The organism is Parahaliea maris (genome assembly GCF_008064665.1).
GTDB classification, from domain to species: domain Bacteria; phylum Pseudomonadota; class Gammaproteobacteria; order Pseudomonadales; family Halieaceae; genus Parahaliea; species Parahaliea maris.
In genome coordinates this window covers 249,370-266,795 of the sequence record NZ_VRZA01000004.1, presented here as the reverse complement: position 1 = coordinate 266,795, position 17,426 = coordinate 249,370, and the positions used below count along the sequence as shown (strand labels likewise).

General features: G+C 60.0%; 13 protein-coding genes. 2 read left to right on the top strand and 11 right to left on the bottom strand.

Annotated features, from left to right (window positions below):
• Positions 1 to 7: 7 nt before the first annotated feature.
• The 6 genes from FV139_RS13000 to FV139_RS12975 all read right to left on the bottom strand — a co-directional run bounded on the left by FV139_RS13000 (position 8) and on the right by FV139_RS12975 (position 8,144).
• Complete coding sequence (locus FV139_RS13000) at positions 8 to 1,258, bottom strand: metal-dependent hydrolase family protein (protein ID WP_213004115.1); 1,251 nt, start codon at positions 1,256 to 1,258, stop codon at positions 8 to 10.
• 146 nt (positions 1,259 to 1,404) lie between these two features.
• On the bottom strand, positions 1,405 to 2,757 hold the full coding sequence (locus FV139_RS12995; RefSeq protein ID WP_148068879.1) for a metal-dependent hydrolase family protein: 1,353 nt from the start codon (positions 2,755 to 2,757) through the stop codon (positions 1,405 to 1,407).
• Positions 2,758 to 2,835: 78 nt separating this feature from the next.
• Complete coding sequence (locus FV139_RS12990; protein WP_235898649.1) at positions 2,836 to 4,392, bottom strand: M20 family peptidase; 1,557 nt, start codon at positions 4,390 to 4,392, stop codon at positions 2,836 to 2,838.
• A 44-nt stretch (positions 4,393 to 4,436) separates the two neighbouring features.
• A complete protein-coding gene (locus tag FV139_RS12985) occupies positions 4,437 to 5,726 on the bottom strand; it encodes a serine hydrolase domain-containing protein (protein ID WP_187276522.1) in 1,290 nt (429 codons plus the stop codon).
• A gap of 20 nt (positions 5,727 to 5,746) precedes the next feature.
• A complete protein-coding gene (locus FV139_RS12980) occupies positions 5,747 to 6,601 on the bottom strand; it encodes a hypothetical protein (protein WP_235898648.1) in 855 nt (284 codons plus the stop codon).
• Positions 6,602 to 6,614: 13 nt separating this feature from the next.
• A complete protein-coding gene (locus FV139_RS12975; RefSeq protein WP_148068877.1) occupies positions 6,615 to 8,144 on the bottom strand; it encodes a hypothetical protein in 1,530 nt (509 codons plus the stop codon).
• 232 nt (positions 8,145 to 8,376) lie between these two features.
• On the opposite strand from FV139_RS12975, the gene FV139_RS12970 reads away from it, so the two are divergent.
• Complete coding sequence (locus FV139_RS12970) at positions 8,377 to 9,702, top strand: winged helix-turn-helix domain-containing protein (protein ID WP_148068876.1); 1,326 nt, start codon at positions 8,377 to 8,379, stop codon at positions 9,700 to 9,702.
• Between the two features lie 27 nt (positions 9,703 to 9,729).
• On the opposite strand, the gene FV139_RS12965 is transcribed toward FV139_RS12970, so the two are convergent.
• Positions 9,730 to 10,254 carry a DsrE family protein gene (locus FV139_RS12965; protein WP_213004113.1) on the bottom strand — a complete coding sequence of 175 codons (525 nt, stop codon included), beginning with the start codon at positions 10,252 to 10,254 and terminating at the stop codon, positions 9,730 to 9,732.
• 213 nt (positions 10,255 to 10,467) lie between these two features.
• On the opposite strand from FV139_RS12965, the gene FV139_RS12960 reads away from it, so the two are divergent.
• Positions 10,468 to 11,922: an HNH endonuclease signature motif containing protein gene (locus FV139_RS12960; RefSeq protein WP_148068875.1), complete on the top strand. Its 1,455-nt coding sequence runs from the start codon at positions 10,468 to 10,470 to the stop codon at positions 11,920 to 11,922.
• Here the strand turns inward: FV139_RS12960 and FV139_RS12955 are convergent.
• From FV139_RS12955 to FV139_RS12940, 4 genes are read right to left on the bottom strand one after another with little or no spacing between them, the layout of a single operon-like run.
• Entirely contained in the window at positions 11,897 to 14,146 is a 2,250-nt protein-coding gene (locus FV139_RS12955) for a xanthine dehydrogenase family protein molybdopterin-binding subunit (RefSeq protein ID WP_148068874.1), read from the bottom strand. The genes FV139_RS12960 and FV139_RS12955 overlap by 26 nt on opposite strands.
• A 2-nt stretch (positions 14,147 to 14,148) precedes the next feature.
• Positions 14,149 to 14,619, bottom strand: coding sequence for a (2Fe-2S)-binding protein (locus tag FV139_RS12950; protein WP_148068873.1), 471 nt, complete (start codon positions 14,617 to 14,619; stop codon positions 14,149 to 14,151).
• Positions 14,620 to 14,638: 19 nt separating this feature from the next.
• Positions 14,639 to 16,039, bottom strand: a complete 1,401-nt coding sequence (locus FV139_RS12945) for a DUF3482 domain-containing protein (RefSeq protein WP_148068872.1) — start codon at positions 16,037 to 16,039, stop codon at positions 14,639 to 14,641.
• The gene (locus FV139_RS12940) at positions 16,036 to 17,421 is read right to left on the bottom strand and encodes a DUF2868 domain-containing protein (RefSeq protein ID WP_148068871.1); all 1,386 of its coding nucleotides are present in this window, start codon (positions 17,419 to 17,421) and stop codon (positions 16,036 to 16,038) included. The genes FV139_RS12945 and FV139_RS12940 overlap by 4 nt, the downstream gene beginning before the upstream one ends.
• Positions 17,422 to 17,426 lie beyond the last annotated feature (5 nt).

The following is a 17,426-nucleotide window of genomic DNA, read 5'->3' as shown; positions in this document are numbered from 1 at the left end:
TGGCGGTTTAGTCGAGCGTATTTTTGTAAATCTTGCCGTCCTTCATGATGAGATCGAAATTCTTCTCAGGATCGGCGATGAGATCGATATTCTCGAGCGGGTTGCCATCCACCAGGAGCAAATCCGCCAGGGCGCCCTTCTCGATGACACCGTTCTTTCCGGGATAGGGATCCCTGGGTCCAGATAGCTTGAAGAGCTGGTAATTGGTGCTGGTGGCCATTTTCAGCACCTCCCATGGTTCATACCATCTTGTGAGTTTTGTCAGTGCTTTGCCCTGTTTGGCCGCAATCTCGGCACCGTTTTGCAGATCCGAGCCAAAGGCGACCTTCAAATCGTGTTTTTTGGCTAATGTGTAGGCTTTCTCCGTGCCTTGGGTCATTTCCAGGAATTTCTGTTGTTCGAAAGATCCCTCGGGAAATGGAGGAGCGTCTTCATCGTTCAGCAAGGGCTGCAAGCTAAGCCATGCATCCTTTTTCTTGATCAGCTTTGCGGTGTCTTCCGTTATCATCTGGCCGTGATCAATACTTTGAACCCCTGCTTCCAGCGCTCCCCGGACCGCGACATCTGAATAGGCGTGTACGAGTACATAGGTGTTCCAGGTCGCTGCCGTATCCACTGCCGCCTTCATTTCCTCCAGCGTATATTGCCTGACATCCAGAGGGTCACTAAATGAAGCCACGCCACCGCCCGCCATGACCTTTATCTGAGTGGCGCCGCTCATTAAATTCTCACGCACCCGTCTCATCACCTGGGGAACACCGTCTGCGACCTTTGTCCACCCCATGATTTCACCATCGAGAAGTTCTCTTCCGTCTTTCCTTGTTATCGCTGTGGGAAAGCGGAAATCTCCATGGCCGGAGGTCTGCGTGATATAAGCACCCGAAGGATAGATTCTTGGCCCTGTATATCGTCCCTCGTCGATCATTTTCTTGATGCCAAAAACCGGACCTCCAGCATCGCGAACCGTTGTAAAACCTCGCATCAGCGTCGCTTCGGCGGCTTCTGCCCCCGCCAGGGTCAGATAGCCAAGGTCATTGACGAGGATTTCCCTGCTTGAAATATGGGCATGCATTATGTGAAAGTGAGCATCGGTAAGGCCGGGCATCAGGGTACGACCGCCCCCATCAATCACCTTGCCGCCAGCAACGGCCAATGGCTCCGTTGACACTTCCGAGATCAGGTTGCCCGTCACCACGACATTGGCGTCTTTGATCAGTTTCTCATGGACACCGTCGAAAACGTTGACGTTGGTAATCAAGGTAATATCCGGTTGTTCCTGCGCGAACACAGGCGCAATGGAAGTGCATATCAAACACACCGTAAGGCTCAAATAACGTCGTACGCTTAGTGATTTCATTTTGTGCCCTCTAAAAACGTTAAACGAGTCAGCAGGTAACAATCCGATTACAAACTGTTTTTATAAATCTTCCCGTCTTTCATAATCACGACGAAGTTGTTGTCCGGATCGGCCACCAGATCGAGGTTCTCGAGTGGATTGCCGTCTACGAGAAGGAGGTCGGCCAGGGCGCCTTCCTTCACGACGCCGAGCTCACCGGGATAGGGATTTCGCGGCCCGCTCAACTTGAGCAGTTGGGCGTTGTCATAGGTGGCCATTTTCAGCGCCTCAAAGGGGCTATACCAGCGCTTGAGCTTGGCCAGCAGCTTACCGTGTTTCAGGCAAAGCTCGGGGTCGAAGATAACGTCCGTACCCCAGGCGGTCTTCACGCCATACTTCTTGGCCATTGCGTAAGCGTTGTCCGTACCCTCTGTCACCTGCTCGAACTTCTGCTGATTGACCGAACCCTCGGGAAAAGGAATGGCGTCCTCATCGTTGAGGATGGGTTGAATACTCAGCCACACATCATTCTTGGCCATCAGTTTGGCCGTATCTTCGGTGATCAACATGCCGTGTTCTATCGACTTCACACCCGCCTTAATCGCCATTTGAACCGCTTCGTCACTAAAAGCGTGAACGGCTACGTAGGTGTTCCATTCGTCAGCGGCTTCGACGGCGGCTTTGAGTTCCTCCAGGGAGTATTGTCGGACGTCGAGCGGATCGAGGTCAGAAGACACACCGCCACCCGCCGTGAGTTTGATCTGGGTTGCCCCGCGACGTAACTGCTGACGTACTGCACGATAGACTTCAGGCACACCATCCGCGATGATCGCGTGGCCAGATGTCTCCAGGTAGGGGGCGTGGTTTGGCTCTAGTCCTGGCCGAAAATCCGCATGTCCGGAGGTCTGACTGACCAGCGCACCGGAAGGATAGATGCGGGCTCCGGGAATAATCCCTTGGTCAATAGCTTCATTCAATCCAAAGGTATTACCACCAATATCACGCAAGGTGGTAAAACCGCGCAGCAGGTCTTCCTCAGCCGTCTGCGCTGCCATGATGCCCAGGTAGAAGGCGTCCTTCGTCATCACTTCCGCCACGGAGAGCTTGGCCCACATCATGTGCCAGTGCATGTCGATGAGCCCGGGCATGAGCGTCTTCCCGGCGGCGTCGATCACTGTCGCGCCCTGTGGCGCTTTGATACTGGACTCAATGCTGGAAATTTTGTTGCCTTCGACCAGCACACTCATCGGTTCGGACAATTTTGGGGAAGTGCCATTGAAGATGCGGGCATTGGTGATGAGGGTCGGCTTCGACTCTGGAACCGCAGCAGCCTGTGCGGTAACGCTGCCACCGAAAAGGGTTGTTGCGAGTGCCGCGGCGGCAGCGCCAGCGACGAGGACTCGACGATAGAAGTTAGCCATTTCCTGTTCTCCTTCGTTCATCATTAACTGGTGTGCAAGTAGACCGCGCTATGAGCGAAGGTCTTGCTGGTCTGTGCTTTAGTTCGCGTTGAGGTTCTCGAAGATCCGGTAGAAAAAGCCGATGGTTTTTGCGTACTCATCCACCAGGAGACGTTCGTTCACCCCGTGGAAACCTTCAAACTCCTTGACGTTTTCGAGCTGCAGCGCGGTAATGGTGAAAGTGTCCGGTGCAAAGGGTCGGGCCTGAAAATGTTTTGAATCCGAGCCGCCGATCACGAAGAAGGGCGCGACAATCAGGTCATTGCCCCAGGTCTGGCGGATCGTCTTTTCGAGCGCCCGGTAGGCATCGGTGTCGGGATTGGCGATGGCCGTCGCGGGGGTGGAGGCGGAAATGTCCCGCACGGTAATGCGATCGTCAGCAATAGCATCCTTCACGTGCTTGATGATCACTTCGGGCGTATCCCCCGGCATGGGCCGGAAATTGACCACGGCCGTCGCGGAGGGCGGCAGGACATTGTCCTTGGTTCCCGCATTGAACATGGTGACGGCGATGGTGGTGTGCAGCATGGCCCGTGTGACCTGGTTGCCGGCCATCGCTTTGATGAATTGCTTTTCGAGGTCGGTCATTTCACCGTCTTTGCCGAAAGCGACTGCCTTGTACATCGGCTGTTGCTCTTGCGGCAGTTCCGGACCCATATAGCGATATTGCGAGCGAACGGCCGGATGAATCCTGTAGGGGAACGGTGCCGCCTCCAGTTTGGTGATGGCTTCCGCAAGGATACCGATATTCGATTCCTCGGGCGGCTGTGACGAGTGTCCGCCAACGGCGTGAATGGCCAGTTCAAGGCTGAGATAGCCCTTCTGGGCGATACCGATCAGCGCGGTATTGTCCGGAATACCGGGGAACAGGCCGGGAATGAGCGGCGCCGACTCGTCCATCACAAAGGCGAAGCGCTTGACGCCCCGCTTTTCGAGTGTTTCGGCGATGAAGCGGGCGCCCTCTGGCCCGCCCACTTCCTCGTCCTGGCCAAAGACGAAATACATCGTCCGCCTGGGCTTCCAGCCCTCCTTGATCTTCATTTCAGCGGCTTCGAGGATGCCGTGGATCTGGTTCTTGTCGTCCACCACGCCGCGGCCCCAGATGTAACCATCGGCAATCACCCCGGCAAAAGGATCCTGGAGCCACTGGTCACGCGAATCGTCCGGCACCGGGACCGCATCCATATGTGCATAGAACAACACAGGCTCTGCTTCAGGATCGGTCCCCTGCCAGGTATACAGAAGGCTGTAAGGGCGTGGGTCCCCAAGGACCTCCCGTTTAAGCGTTTTGGTCACATTGGGGTAGGATTCCGCCAGGTAGGCGTGATAGTCGGTGAATGCCTTGGTATCAAAGTCGTCCCTGTCCTGGTTTGAGATAGTACGGAACTGCACGGCCCCGGACAGGCGCTTCACGGCGGCATCAATATCTACATCAACGGTAGTTTGCTCGATGCCCTGCATCTGCATGGATGAAAAGTCCTGGCTGGCAAGGCCCGTTAAGGACAGGCTCATGCCGAGTGCCGACGCCCATATACATTTCGTCCAACTCTGCTTCGAGGTGTTCATTCCGGATTTACTCCTGATCAGGTGATGCATTGCTTCTGGCGTACAAATTCTCATTACCCAACATTAAGACAGGCTTACTCCGTGCCGCCGAATGATTTTGCAATCGCTCGCGCCATGACCTCCTCCTGTTGCTTGCCGGTGCTGAACCACACCACGACCGTATCCGCCGACGGAGAGATGTAGATGCCTTGGCCACCGACACCTCCTTTGTAGAAATCCCCGTCGGGGAACACGATGTCCCACTGGTAGCGGTTCGTCAGGCCCGCTATGTCAGGAAATGAGCTCTGCAGTAGCGTACCCACAGTGCCACCACCATAGATCTCAGGCTTGCCCGTATGCTGAATCGCATCAATCAGCGCGGGAGGAATGATTTGTTCCTTACTGACCTTGCCCCAGCTCGGGGTGTAGAGCATTGCAAAGCGGCCCATATCACGCAGGGTTGTGTTGATAAAACCCCAACCATTACCCAGGCCGTGTTCGGTGACTCCGACGAAGGCGTCATTCTGCGCACCGATCTTGCGCCAGACGCGGGCCCCGAACTCTTCGTTGAGCGTATGGCCGGTGACCTCATCAACGATCAGTTCCAGCACAAAGGTATTGATGGAGTTGTATTCGAAAACGGTATGGCCGGGCTTGACCCGCTTCATGTTCCGAAGCACGTCAAAAGGTGACAAATTGAGCTTGTCCTTGTCTTCAAACAGGCCCAGGCTCACAGCCCATCGGTACCAGCCACGCTCGGGGTTGGTCCGCGCGTCGTGCTCTTCATGTTCGGTAGAATCCAGGCCGGTCGCCATGTCCAGGGTTTCTTCGACGGTCACGTTGTCCCACTCGGAACCCTTCAGTTCGGGAACATAGTCACTCACCGGTTGCTTGAGATCGATCTTCCCTTCGAGTGCCAGTAAGGCCACTAACGTTCCCGGAACGACCTTACTGCAGGAGAACCACTGGTGTTTATCAAAGGGCCGCATGGTTTTATAGTGTTCGTACACCACGCTGCCTTTATGCAGCACCAGCAGCGCATCCATCGTGCTGGATTCGAAATGCTGGGATACCGTCTCCGGCGACATGCCCGGGCGGGTAAATGTGAGCTGACCGAGTTTGGGGTCTATCTTCTCCGGCAACTGGCTGATAGGCCCGTCCCGGCTGATTTGCATCGTGTAGACGAACGCCGACATGTTCTGCCAGGCATAGAGGGTTTTGTCACTGGCCACCTGGATTTGAACGACATTGGCGGGAGTGTGAAAGTAGTCAAAGATATCGCGCACCTCCGCAATCGGAGTGTCTCTCGATACGATGGGTTCCTGGGCCACCGCGGGCAGTATGCCCAGTGTGGTTAACAACATAGCCCAATTGATAAGTCTCATTTTCATTTCTCCAAAATCCATTACCAGGGCAGAGGCACCACCGGCGCGACAATAAACCGGATTTGCCAGTCCGGGCCAAAGGTATCCGGGGCTTCTATGTACTCCCAGTACTCCAGGCCGAACTTCCACGGCGTTTTACCAATAATCGTGGTCTTGTTGACGCCAACACCCACAGGGAAGGTCCAGCGCTGCCCGCTCGGGGCTTCGTGGTCGTAGGCGAAGGTCGGGCCGGAGCGCAGTTGCCAGCCCTCTTTCAAATTCACCACCCAGAAGTACTGTCCGGCGGTCACGTTGGTATCGACGTCGTTGTCTCCGGCAACGTCCCACTGATGAGTCACCAGCAAACCCAGCGCGCCCCAGGGTTTGACCAGTGCGACCAGCGCTTCCGGACCAAGGGCCCACTGGTCCTTGCCAAGGGCGTCATCGGTTGCAGTGGGTAATGTCCCGACCATACCGCCAATGGCGACAATACCGTTGTCGAAGGTTTTACCCACGCCCACATCGAAACCGATATCGCCCAACTCGAAATCCAGCTCCTCGTACCCCCCAGCTACAGGGACATCCTGCTTGAGGATGACGGGAACCGCAGGGCGGGCGAAAAAGTTCATGCCACTTTCCAGGGGGTAAGGCAGGCTGGGCTGGAAGGTCATGCGCAGGGCACTTTGCTCGTCCGCATCGGTCAGGTCACCGTCGAAGGCGATATAGTCCAGGTTAAAGTTCATCGTGCCCAACGCGGTATTCGGGTTGGCCAACTCGGCGGCAATTTCCGCGGCTGTTTTCTCGGCGGACCCCTCTTCCGCACTGGCCATGCCTGTATACCCCAGCAAGCAGGTCAGCACCGCGGTGCCGAGATGCTTGAAGTTCGGGCATTTCATGGGGGCTCTCCTTCTAGTAGTAATAGAACGTACTGAACTGAAGTCGCGAAGCGTCACCGTCATTACCGGCAACAGTTTTCTTTTCGCCCCACATGTACTCCATGCCCACCCGAAACCGCGGATCAACGTCATAGATCAGGTTGGCGTGGGCCGCCCAGGTCTCGGCCATTTCATCCGGCTGGAACAGGTCGGGAATTTCCTCCAGCCGGGTGTAGGCATAGTGGAGATTGGTTGAGAATTTACCGGGGAGCTTCAGGTGCAAACCGATGTTGGCATTCCAGCCCTCGGCCAGGTCCAGCTTGCCGTCCTCCCCCAGTGCAGCGTTCGGCGTCCCCGCGTTGGCGAAGGCAATAATGTCCGCTACCGTGCCATGGGTATAGCCGGCGTTGAAGCCAAGGAAGTGCTGGTTGTCCTGGTCGAGATAGACCCTGGAGCCGATAACGGAGGTCCAGCCCAGTTCAGACTCGTCATCGACACCATTCGCCCCGTCGAAACGCACCTCGTTGAGTGCTGCTCCGACACTGACGACGCCGTGGTCCCAGGGGTAGCTGAGGCCACCGGAAAGGCGCGGTGCGTCCGCCCGGGCCAGGCCGCGGCCGTCAAGGCTGTCCGGTGTCAGGATGCGCGTATCGTCGTAGGCTTCAAGGCCGACAGCCCAGTCAACCGCGCCGAATAGCTTGTCGCCATCCCACTTGATCTGTTCAGAGCGCCCGCCGAGGATGGCGTCACCAGCGGCGAAATCCATCAGTAACGGCAGGGCGCGCAGTTCCGTAATGATCGACCAGGTGCGGCCGGCCAGCAGCTGTCCGAATTGCATGTAGGCATGGCGCAGGCGGAAGTTCGTGCTGTCCGTGCCATCGAAGAAATCGAACTCCATGAAGAACTTGTCGATCTTGTAGGGCGAGTTGATATTGCGAATTTCCAGATTCGTACGACTCTCCCTGATATGTAACTTGCTATAGCTACCACCCTGGGGTGAACCGTTCACCGGGATACCTACCGACAAAAACTGGTAGGGGTCAGCTGAACCGTCAAAGTCAAAGATCAGGTCGGTCTTGGCATAACCACCGATGGAAAACCGGTAGTCCGATCCGAACAGGGGTACGGACTTCTTGAAGTCAGGGTCGTTAAGTTGTTCACCGCGCCCCAGGCCGGCAATGGGCATGTTGGACAATATGGCGTCGGTATCGGGTTCCGTCAGTGCCGCGACATCAGCTCCCGGTTCTTTTGCAGGGGCCGAACTGGCTGAGCCCTTTTCCAGGCTGGCGTCGTTGGCGGCAATCGGCTGGCTGGCCAGGCCAGCCTGTCGCTCCGCATCCCTCGCTCGCAGGACATCAAGCTCCTTCTGCATTTGCGCCATTTTTACCTGCATGGCCTGCATTTCCTGCATCTTCACCTGCATGGCCTGCAGCTGGCTTTGCATCTCCTCAAGGGTCATCGTCTGGCCACTGACGGGCAAAGAGAGTGCAGCCAGCATGGCCATCAGCGGCGTTGCCAGCCTCGGTGCCGCAGCGCTGAACGGTGCTCTATTTTTAACTGACATAATATCCGCGAACTCCTACGTTATATCAGTAAACGTAAGCCATCTGCAGAGATTGCGGACAGCTGCCCGGCTTAATCAGGAGCCTTTGTAAATCAAAGCCAGACAGGGATACTATAGGCGCGCTCGCTGCTGATTTTTTGATGAAAATATGATGAGGCGAAAAACGGGCACCTCGGTCAACAAATGTACACCCGGGTAAAGCGGTTGGAATAAGAGGCAAGGTGAACGAGTTGTGAAACGCAGAGCGTTAACGCCAATCAGCGACGAGATTGCGCCGACCTATCGGTTTGCGGATTTATGTTTTCGGCCAGGCCAGGGATTGTTTCGCAACAACCTGCGACTGCCTGTGCCGCCGAAGGAAACTCAGTTACTCGAACTCCTGCTGCGGGCAGAGGGGGATGTAGTCTCGCAGGCCACCATCGAGCAGGCCCTGTGGCCGCGACAGGACGTTCACTACGACTCCCTTGCCCGTTGTGTTTACTCCCTGCGCAAGATTCTCCGCCAATCCGGAGTTGACTGTGTTCAGACGGTATCCAAACACGGCTACCGGATTACCGAGTCAATCCATTTACAGCACCCCGGGAGGCACCAGCCCGCCCGGCTCGACGCGGTGGAAACCAGCAGTACCCCCGCCTATTCCTACTACCTGTCCGGACTGCGCGAGGCCAGCATTCCCAGCCCCGAGAAACTGTCCCTGGCTATCAGGTTTTTGCAGAAATCAGTGGCTCTGGACCCCACCTACGACGCCGCGCTGGCCCTGATCGCGGATGTGACCATGTATCAGTGTGTCCGGGGGTACCTACCACCGGAGAAAGCACTGATGCAGGCACAGCACGCTTACCTCACGGCCCTCGCCCACAACCCTTCTCATGTTCCGTCCCGGGTAGCAAAGGCCTGGTTCAAAGGGATGATTGGTCAGAACCTGGACGAGGGGCTTGCAATACTGGACGAGGCGCTGGAGGACGATCCGGATTATGCGCCGGGCTATGCCCATCGGTCCTGGTTCTCGCGGGCGCGCGGAGACGCAAAAGCGGCCGTTCTTGACCAGCGGGAAGGGGCCAAACTGAATCCCGAGGCTCTGCTGAACCGCCACGGTCTGGCATTTACACTCTTTCATAGCCTGAATGTCCAGGAAGCCATAGAACTCGAGACCGAGTTGGCCCAAAACTATCCAGACGACGATACTACCCATACCTATCTGGCGGTTTTCGAAGCCTATATGGGCAGAGAGAAAGAGGCGCTTGAAGCGGCAACCCGCGGCATGGCCCTGTCGGCCGACATTCCAGGCATAGTGGCAAATATCGCCTACGTCGAGGCAACAGTGGGCAGCCGCTCCAGGGCTGGCGAGCTGGTCCGGTTTGCGCTGGAGAACAAAGAAAACCGAAGTCCGCGCCCACACATTGCCCCTGCTCTCTGTGCGCTGGGGCGAGAGAGCGAAGCGATTTCGTTAATGATGGCTAGCAAGCAGGAGCACTGCCCCTGGTTCTACGGGATGAGAACGGACCCGCGTATTGCTGCCATTGTGAATGAAGACCGACTGGTCAGGCTGTATGAGTAGGTCCACCCCCTCGCGATGAATACCGCCTCAGAACGGATTCAGCGTATAACCTTCCTGCTGTAACTGCGCATGCGCCGTCATCGCCGACAATGCGATGGTCACACCCGGCAGCAAGTCCTCCTGCCCCACGTCTCGCATGGCCGCGGTCTGGCCACAGAGTTGAATAGTCGTTCCCGCAGCGACCAGTTCCGCTATCAATCCGGCATTAGGGTTGGTACTTCCGCGCGCCTTGTCCGTCAGCAAATCCTTCCAGGCGCCGCCGTGCACGACAACAGCCGCTGAGAGATTCCCTGCTGGCACGCCGGCGGCCCCGTGCATATTCAGGAACCGTGCGGGAGTGACCAGCTTGCGATTGAGGCCGTCTTCAGGGCCCGCCTCGGCGACATCGAAAGCCACCATGAACCGGGTATCCGCAGGCAGTTCGACAGCCGTCACAGGTGCGGAGGCGCCGAAGCCAGGCACAACTGTGCCAGGTTTGAACGCTTCCGGCCCGGCCAGTGCGGGTATAGCGAGGGTGATCACAGCAGCGATAGAGAGAGTGGAACGGATCATGCTCGAATTCCTTTGGATATTTGCGTACTTGTCGAGGTCCCGTCCCAATCCAGTTGAAACGGTCCCCTGGATGCCCATATTACGGAAAAGCCAGCGACTGTCAGCAATATGCAGAATCGATATAAGAACCCATCCGGAATGATTTGAAACACGCCGCACTATGAACCACAATAAATACTGTATATTTATACAGTATTTATTGTGAGGCGTACCATGAATGCTCCCGCCCGAATTGCCGACTTCACCTTCGAGGACAACGCCGAAGAACTGGCTCAACAGATCACCCTCCTCGCCGGGCAGATCAACGCAGCCACCCATCGCTTGCTGAAACTCATCGCCGAGTTCGACAACTGCAAGGGCTGGAGTGGTGGCGGCACCGTACGAACCTGCGCTCACTGGCTCAACTGGCAGTGCGGCATCGTGCTGGGGGCCGCACGGGAAAAGGTGCGGGTTGCCCATCGACTGGAGGAACTGCCACTGATCGATGCCGCGTTCGAAAAAGGCGAAATCAGTTACTCCAAGGTCCGGGCCATGACGCGCGTAGCCACCGCGGACAATGAAGACTACCTCCTGATGATCGCCCGTCACGGTACCGCCAGCCATATGGAAAAACTGGTGGGCAAGTTCGACAAGGTTAAAAAGCAACTGTCGGATAGGCGCCGGGAGAACGAACAGGAGAACAACCGCAAGCTGCTCTACTACCAGGACGAAGATGGCATGTGGGTCATCCACGCCAAACTGCCGCCTGAAGCGGGCGAGCAGGTTATCAAGGCGCTGGAAGCTGTGGCGGCGCCGATTCAGGCTGAGCATCAAAAGACACTATTGGAGCACGCACCCGGGGAACTGGAGGACGTCTCCGCGGAGACGTTTTCCGAAACCGTCGAGCGAGAAGAACAGGAATCAGGCAACCACTTCCAGGAGTTACTGGAACACACCCGCGCCGATGCCCTGGTCAAGATTACCGAACACTTTCTCGCCACCAGCGCAGGAGCCAATTCCCTTCAGGCCCTGAAAGGCGCCGAACGCTGCCAGATAATGCTGCACGTAGATATCGACACTCTGCAAAAGAGCGGCTCGACGCATTCCCATGGCCCCCACTGCTGTGAATTCGAGCATCAGCAGTGGCTCAGCCCGGATACCGCCCGCCGGTTGTCCTGTGACGCCAGCCTGGTGACCGTGCTGGAAAACAACAATGGAGAAGTGCTGAATATTGGCCGCCGCGCCCGCACCGTGCCGCCAGCCATTCGCCGGGCCCTAGCACTGCGGGACAAAACCTGTCGTGTGCCGGGTTGCTGCGAATCGCGCTACGTGGATGCCCACCATATCCGGCACTGGGCCGATGGCGGCGAGACCAGCCTGGATAACCTGGTGACGCTATGTCGCTATCACCACCGCCTGCTGCACCAGGGCGGTTTCAGTATTGAGGCCGTACAGAGTAACGGAGTGGATTCACCCGCCCTGCGTTTTAGCACGCCAGCCGGCATCACCATCGAAACCAGTGTCTTCCCGCAATTTCCCGACGTCTCCGCGGAGACGTCGGCGGAGGCGATGCGACAACTGGCCCCAAATGTAGACGCTACCACGGGGCGCCCCTACTGGACCGGCGAAGCCATGGACTACGGCATGGCGATCGACGGATTGCTTAGGCGAAGTCGACAAACTTGCTAAACGGCATCTCTCGCAAACGCTGGCCCGTCGCTGCAAAAATCGCATTCGCCAACGCCGGCGCCGCGGGTGGCACCGGTGGCTCGCCGATACCGGTTATCCGGCCGCCGGACTCGAGCCCATTGATTACAATCTGCGGACACTGGTTGATACGCATGCCCGTGTGCTGGTGAAAATTGTGCTGCTGGGCCATGCCGTCGGCGTAGGTGATTTCGCAGTTCATCGCATGCCCCAGGCCCCAGATGACACCGCCCGCGGCCTGGTTCTCGAAATTGATGGGGTCCACTACCTTCCCTACCTCGGCGGCCATAAAGACTTTCTCCAGGCGAATGCGCCCGTCCTGCTGGCTGACCTCCACCACCTCGGCCACCGGTGTGCCGAAGGAAACGACCAGCGCCACGCCGCGACCGTGGCCGGGGGGCAAGGGATCGTTCCAGCCGCTCATGTCACGCACCGCTTCCAGTACCCGACGGCTGGCGGGGTCGTTGCACAGGGCGAGCCGGCCGGCCAGGGGGTCCTGCCCCGCGGCAATCAGGGCTTCGTCGATGGCGGATTCAATAAAGAAGCCGCCGGTGGATGCACCCACCGAACGCCAGGAACTGGTCGGCGCCAGTTCCGGTACGCGATAGGCGTTAACCTGCATGTTGGCGATATCGTAAGGCGCGTTCCACACCCCCGCCGGTATCTGGTTGTCCGGCCCCGGGATCGGCATGCCGGCGCGTTCCATCTGGGAGGTAACCGCCGAGGGCGTGGCGATGCCGATATCGAGCGCGGTGATGCCCCCCTCCCCGCTCACCACCCGAACCCGGGCCATACCGATCTGGCGAGGGAAGTCGTGGGCAAAGTCCTCCTCCCGGCTGAAAGTCAGCTTGATGGTCTCTCCGGGCAATTTGCTGGCGATCTCCGCCGCATAGCGGATGTTCTCGAACTCCAGGCGGTGCCCGAAGCTGCCGCCGCTGTAGAGATTGTGCAAATACACCTGCTCAACAGGCAGGCCGGTGATGTCGGCAACCAGTTGCTCCGCCATGCGGGGAAACTGGTGAGAGGCCCAGATATCGACCCGCTCCCCACTCACCCGGCAGACGGCCGACAGGGGTTCCAGAGGTGCGTGTGCCACATAGGGTGCCCGGTACTCCAACTCAAGGGTCTCGCCGCCACCGGCTGACGCCAGCGCGGCCTGTACGTCGCCGTCGTCGCGCCAGCGCTTGTCCAGTCGCTCCTCGGTGAAGGATGACTCCACCGCCGCCCAGTGCTGGGCCATCTCCGGCGGATAGGGAGCCTCGCCCCACTCGCACTGCACGGCCGCAATCGCCTGGAAGGCATTCCAGGTATTGTCGGCCAGCACGGCCACGCCACCGGTGACTGGAAGAATTTGCCGTACACCCGGCATGGAACGCGCCTTGCTGTCGTCATAGGACAGCAAGGCCCCGCCCTGGCGGGGATTGAATCGCACGGTGGCATTGATCGCCCCCTCAGGCATGAGGTCGATGCCGAAGTCCTGGGTACCGGTGGACTTGGCGACAATGTCGAGCCGCAGTGACGACTTGCCGATAAGGCGCCAGGCCGACGGGGGGCGCAGGGACACGTCCTCCACCGGGGGAATTTTCGCCGCGGCGGCCGCCAGTTCGGTGTAGGGAATACGGCGGCCGTCGCGCAGGACCACCGCACCGGATGCGGTACTGAGCGTGTCCACCGCTTCCCCGGTCTTCTGTGCCGCGGCGAGCTTGAGGGTCTCACGGGCAACCGCACCGGCCCGGCGCAGCTTCTCCCAGGAGTCGGCCACAGTGGAGGAGCCGCCGGTCATCTGCTGGCCGGACAGTTTGAGCATGGCCCCCACCGCACCTCGGGCAGCGCGTGCTGCAAAACCCTGGTCATCCGGCGGGAAAGGCACGGCATCCAGCGCCATGGCCGTGTTCCAGTAGGCGGGCGATGGTTTCCCCGGAGCGACCTCGAACTGGCCTGCGTCGAGATCCAGTTCCTCGGCGATCAACAGGGCCTGCACCGAGCGAGCGCCCTGCCCCACATCGGTGTGGGGAGCGATCAGGGTGATGCCGTCCGGGCCAATCAGCACCCAGGGGTTGAACGTCACCTCACCGGCCGCCAGGTCATCCGCCAGCGGGTTGTCGGGATCCTGTTTGACTTTGTAGACACCAAAGGCCACGCCACCCGCCAGGGCGACGCTGCCAAACAGAAAGGTCCGGCGGGTCAGGGTGGCGAGGCGCCCCATAATCAGCTCTCCTCGCTGGCGAGCGTTTGCGCTGCCCGCTTCACCGCCTGGCGAATACGCGGGTAGGTGCCGCAGCGGCAGAGGTTGCCGGCCATGGCGGCATCGATATCGGCGTCGCTGGGCGCAGGGTTGTTGGCCAGCAACCAGGCGGCCTGCATCACCTGGCCCGACTGGCAGTAGCCGCACTGGGCCACCTGCTCGTCGATCCAGGCCTGTTGTACCGGGTGGGGCTCGGCGGGGGTACCCAGGCCCTCGATGGTCACCACCTCGGCACCGGCCACTGCGCCCAACGGAAACTGGCAGGAGCGCATGGCCTGGCCATTGAACAGCACGGTACAGGCGCCGCACTGGGCGATGCCGCAACCGTACTTGGTGCCGGTGAGGCCCAACTCGTCGCGCAGCACCCACAGCAGCGGCATCGCTTCCGGGGCGTCGACCTCTACGGGCGTGCCATTGAGGGTGAAACCGGTCATCTCGGATCTCCTTGTATGATCAACGGTCGTGCTCGTGGCACCACGCCAGCACCAGCGCCGCCAGTTCCGCCCGCCGCTCCTCCTCGCGCTTACCGGCGCGAATCTGGGCAAACAACCGCGCCAGTTTGCGCCGCTGGCTGTCGTCGAGTTGCTCCAGCAGTTCGGCATCGAGAGCGAGGTCGCTGCGGTCAGCATGGGTACGGTGACATAAAAGCTTGTGGTGTAACAGCGCGCGGCCGAGCACCACAAAGGGAAAGTTGAGATTGCGGCTGGGGCCGTAGCTGAGTTGTTTGCCGCCGGTGGGAATCCCTTTGACTTTGAACTGGGCGATCTCTTCGGCGTAACGCCAGGCCCCGACGCCACCAGTGATTGCCCCGGCGGCCCCAGTGACCAGCGTACCCAGCCCGCCCAGCAGCCCGCCGGTCGCGCCGTCCAGCACCATGCCGGTACCGCCGCCGATAATGGCGCCCGCGGAACCCGCCACCGCGGCGAGGGAGGCGCGACTCAGGCCCCACAGGTACCAGTCCTCCACCTGGAACAGGTCCGAGTCCTCCAACGCCAGTACCTCTTCACTGCGCTGCAGGTTGTGGTAGTGAAAGAGCTCTTCCACCTGGCGCCGGCACTGCCGTTCGCGGCGCGCCAGGGACTCCTTGTAGCGCAGGGCCAAGGCGGCCTCCACCGGGCCTGAGGGCGCACCCTCTGGGATTTTCTGGCTCACCTGGTAAGTGAGGGCGGCGGCAATCAAATCGGCGATCAGCGAACTGCTGTCCCGGTGTTGCTGTTCGCGCTCCGCCCGCAGCACCGCCACCGCCCGCTGCAGGGAGGTTTGCCAGTCCGGGTCGAGGTGGCCGAACAGTTCCAACAGCTCCAGTTGCTTGGCGAACTCGGCGCGGTGAGCATTGAACAGACGCACGGTGCGAAAATACTGGCCGAGGCCGGCCTGCCACTGGGCGGCGTAGTCGTCATTATCGATGGGGTTGATCACCGCGAGACTGGGGCGACCACACCAGCGCAAAATCTCCATCTCGGCCTCGTAGTCGACGCCGAAGGGACAGGAGCCGTCCACCACGTAAATGATGCCGGCGCCGTCGATGATCGGCCGCAACAGCTCGCACTCGTCACGAAAGCGCGGGTCGCCCTCGTGCCCTGCCACAAACTCGCGGACCGCCCGGGGCCTGCCGGCGGCGTCGCCGCAGTGGGCCTGCAGCCAGTCCAGCACTTCCCGGGCACGCTGGATACCCGGGGTATCCACCAGGCTGTAGAGAGTTTCACCGTCCACCTGCATGGGGAAGGTCCGGGCCTTGCGGGTGGAGCCCGAGCGGGCGTCGATGTAGACCGAATCGTCACGGGCCAGGGTGGCCACAATACTCGACTTGCCCTTGTTGGGGCGCCCCACCACGGCAAATACCGGCCCGCTCATACTGGCGCCACCCGGTTGAGAATGCGCACGTCGACGCCGGCAAAGGGCAACTCGCGGGCAAAGCCCCGCCAGTCCTCTACCTTGCGATGGGGAATCGAGCGCCCCGGTAGTGGCACCAGGCAGATGCTGCAGCGCAGGGCGGCCGGCAACAGGGCCAGCATATCGGCCAGTTCCCCGACCGGCGGCTCCCAGGATTTGACCAGCACCAGCAGGTGCTCGTAGTGCTCACTGTCGAGCGCGGCCAGTGCCTGGCGGTCCTGTTCCAGGCCGGCCTGGCCGAGGGTGAGCACCGCGTCTGCCGGCACCGATGGCAGCTCCTCGAACTGCCCGGGCAGGTCGCTGCCGAGGGCGCCGGCCCAGTCAATCAACAGCAGCCCCTCGGGCACCGGAACAGGGGGTTCGACTGCCGGTGTCGCCACCGGGGTTGCACTCTCTTCACCCACCTCGGGGGCCTGGGTGGACACCAGCGCCGCGTCCATCCGCGCCAGCACGCGGTCGGCGCCCGGCAACCCGGCAAATGCCCGCCGCATCAGTTTGGGACCATACCAGCGCGCCAGACCCCACAGCAGCAGGCGGGGCAACAGGGCGTAGACCAGCAGGCAGAGCAGGAGGAACGGCCACCAACCCCGCATACCGTCGATACCGGCGCGGTCCAGTACCAGCGCATCGTGGTGACGGCTGCCGGCCACCACCTCCGGCGGCACCGTGGCCCAGGGCAACCAGTCGCGCCAGGGCGCTGCGAGGGTGTCCACCAGGCCCTGCACCGCGCCGTCTCCCGGCGCATAGGTAGAGCCCCACACGAAGACAAAATCCTTGAAGGCCGGCACCGCGACAAAGGCCACCAGTGCCGCCAGGGTAAACAGGGCGCCCCACTCCTGGCCAAAGCGCAGGAACAACAGTCGCAATACCCCGCCCGCCTCCCGCAGGCTGCGCTGGTCCGGCAGGCTGCGCAGGACAAACCAGCGCGCGGGGCTGGCTGGCAGTCCAGCCGGCACGAAACCGCTCACGGTGCGTACCAGCGCCACAGTCGACAACACGCTCATGATCAATTGCAGGACAACAAAAACCAGCAACAGCAGGAATACATTGACCAGGCCCTTGCCACTGCCGAGCAGGAATCCCGCCATCGCGACGAAACCGAGTACAAGGGCAAGCAGGCGCGACAGGTTGGCACCCATCGCGCCGCTGTAGCGACCGGAGTCCTCCGCCACAGGGGCAACGTGATCCAGCCAGTACAGCAGGCGCTCAGTGTGACTGCCGCCGCTACAGTCCCGGCCGATGCCGTGGTCGCGCTGCTTCAGTTCGGCCAGCGGCACCTGGGCATCCGCCTCCAGTTGGCCAGACAGTCGGTAGAGATCGGCGAGATCAGGGCGTTGAGGCACGTCGG

Coding starts and splice junctions, on each gene's coding strand:
- FV139_RS12995 (WP_148068879.1), bottom strand. CDS start 2,757: ATGGCTAACTTCTATCGTCGAGTCCTCGTCGCTGGCGCTGCCGCCGCG.
- FV139_RS12990 (WP_235898649.1), bottom strand. CDS start 4,392: ATGCATCACCTGATCAGGAGTAAATCCGGAATGAACACCTCGAAGCAG.
- FV139_RS12985 (WP_187276522.1), bottom strand. CDS start 5,726: ATGAGACTTATCAATTGGGCTATGTTGTTAACCACACTGGGCATACTG.
- FV139_RS12980 (WP_235898648.1), bottom strand. CDS start 6,601: ATGAAATGCCCGAACTTCAAGCATCTCGGCACCGCGGTGCTGACCTGC.
- FV139_RS12975 (WP_148068877.1), bottom strand. CDS start 8,144: ATGTCAGTTAAAAATAGAGCACCGTTCAGCGCTGCGGCACCGAGGCTG.
- FV139_RS12965 (WP_213004113.1), bottom strand. CDS start 10,254: ATGATCCGTTCCACTCTCTCTATCGCTGCTGTGATCACCCTCGCTATA.
- FV139_RS12960 (WP_148068875.1), top strand. CDS start 10,468: ATGAATGCTCCCGCCCGAATTGCCGACTTCACCTTCGAGGACAACGCC.
- FV139_RS12955 (WP_148068874.1), bottom strand. CDS start 14,146: ATGGGGCGCCTCGCCACCCTGACCCGCCGGACCTTTCTGTTTGGCAGC.
- FV139_RS12950 (WP_148068873.1), bottom strand. CDS start 14,619: ATGACCGGTTTCACCCTCAATGGCACGCCCGTAGAGGTCGACGCCCCG.
- FV139_RS12945 (WP_148068872.1), bottom strand. CDS start 16,039: ATGAGCGGGCCGGTATTTGCCGTGGTGGGGCGCCCCAACAAGGGCAAG.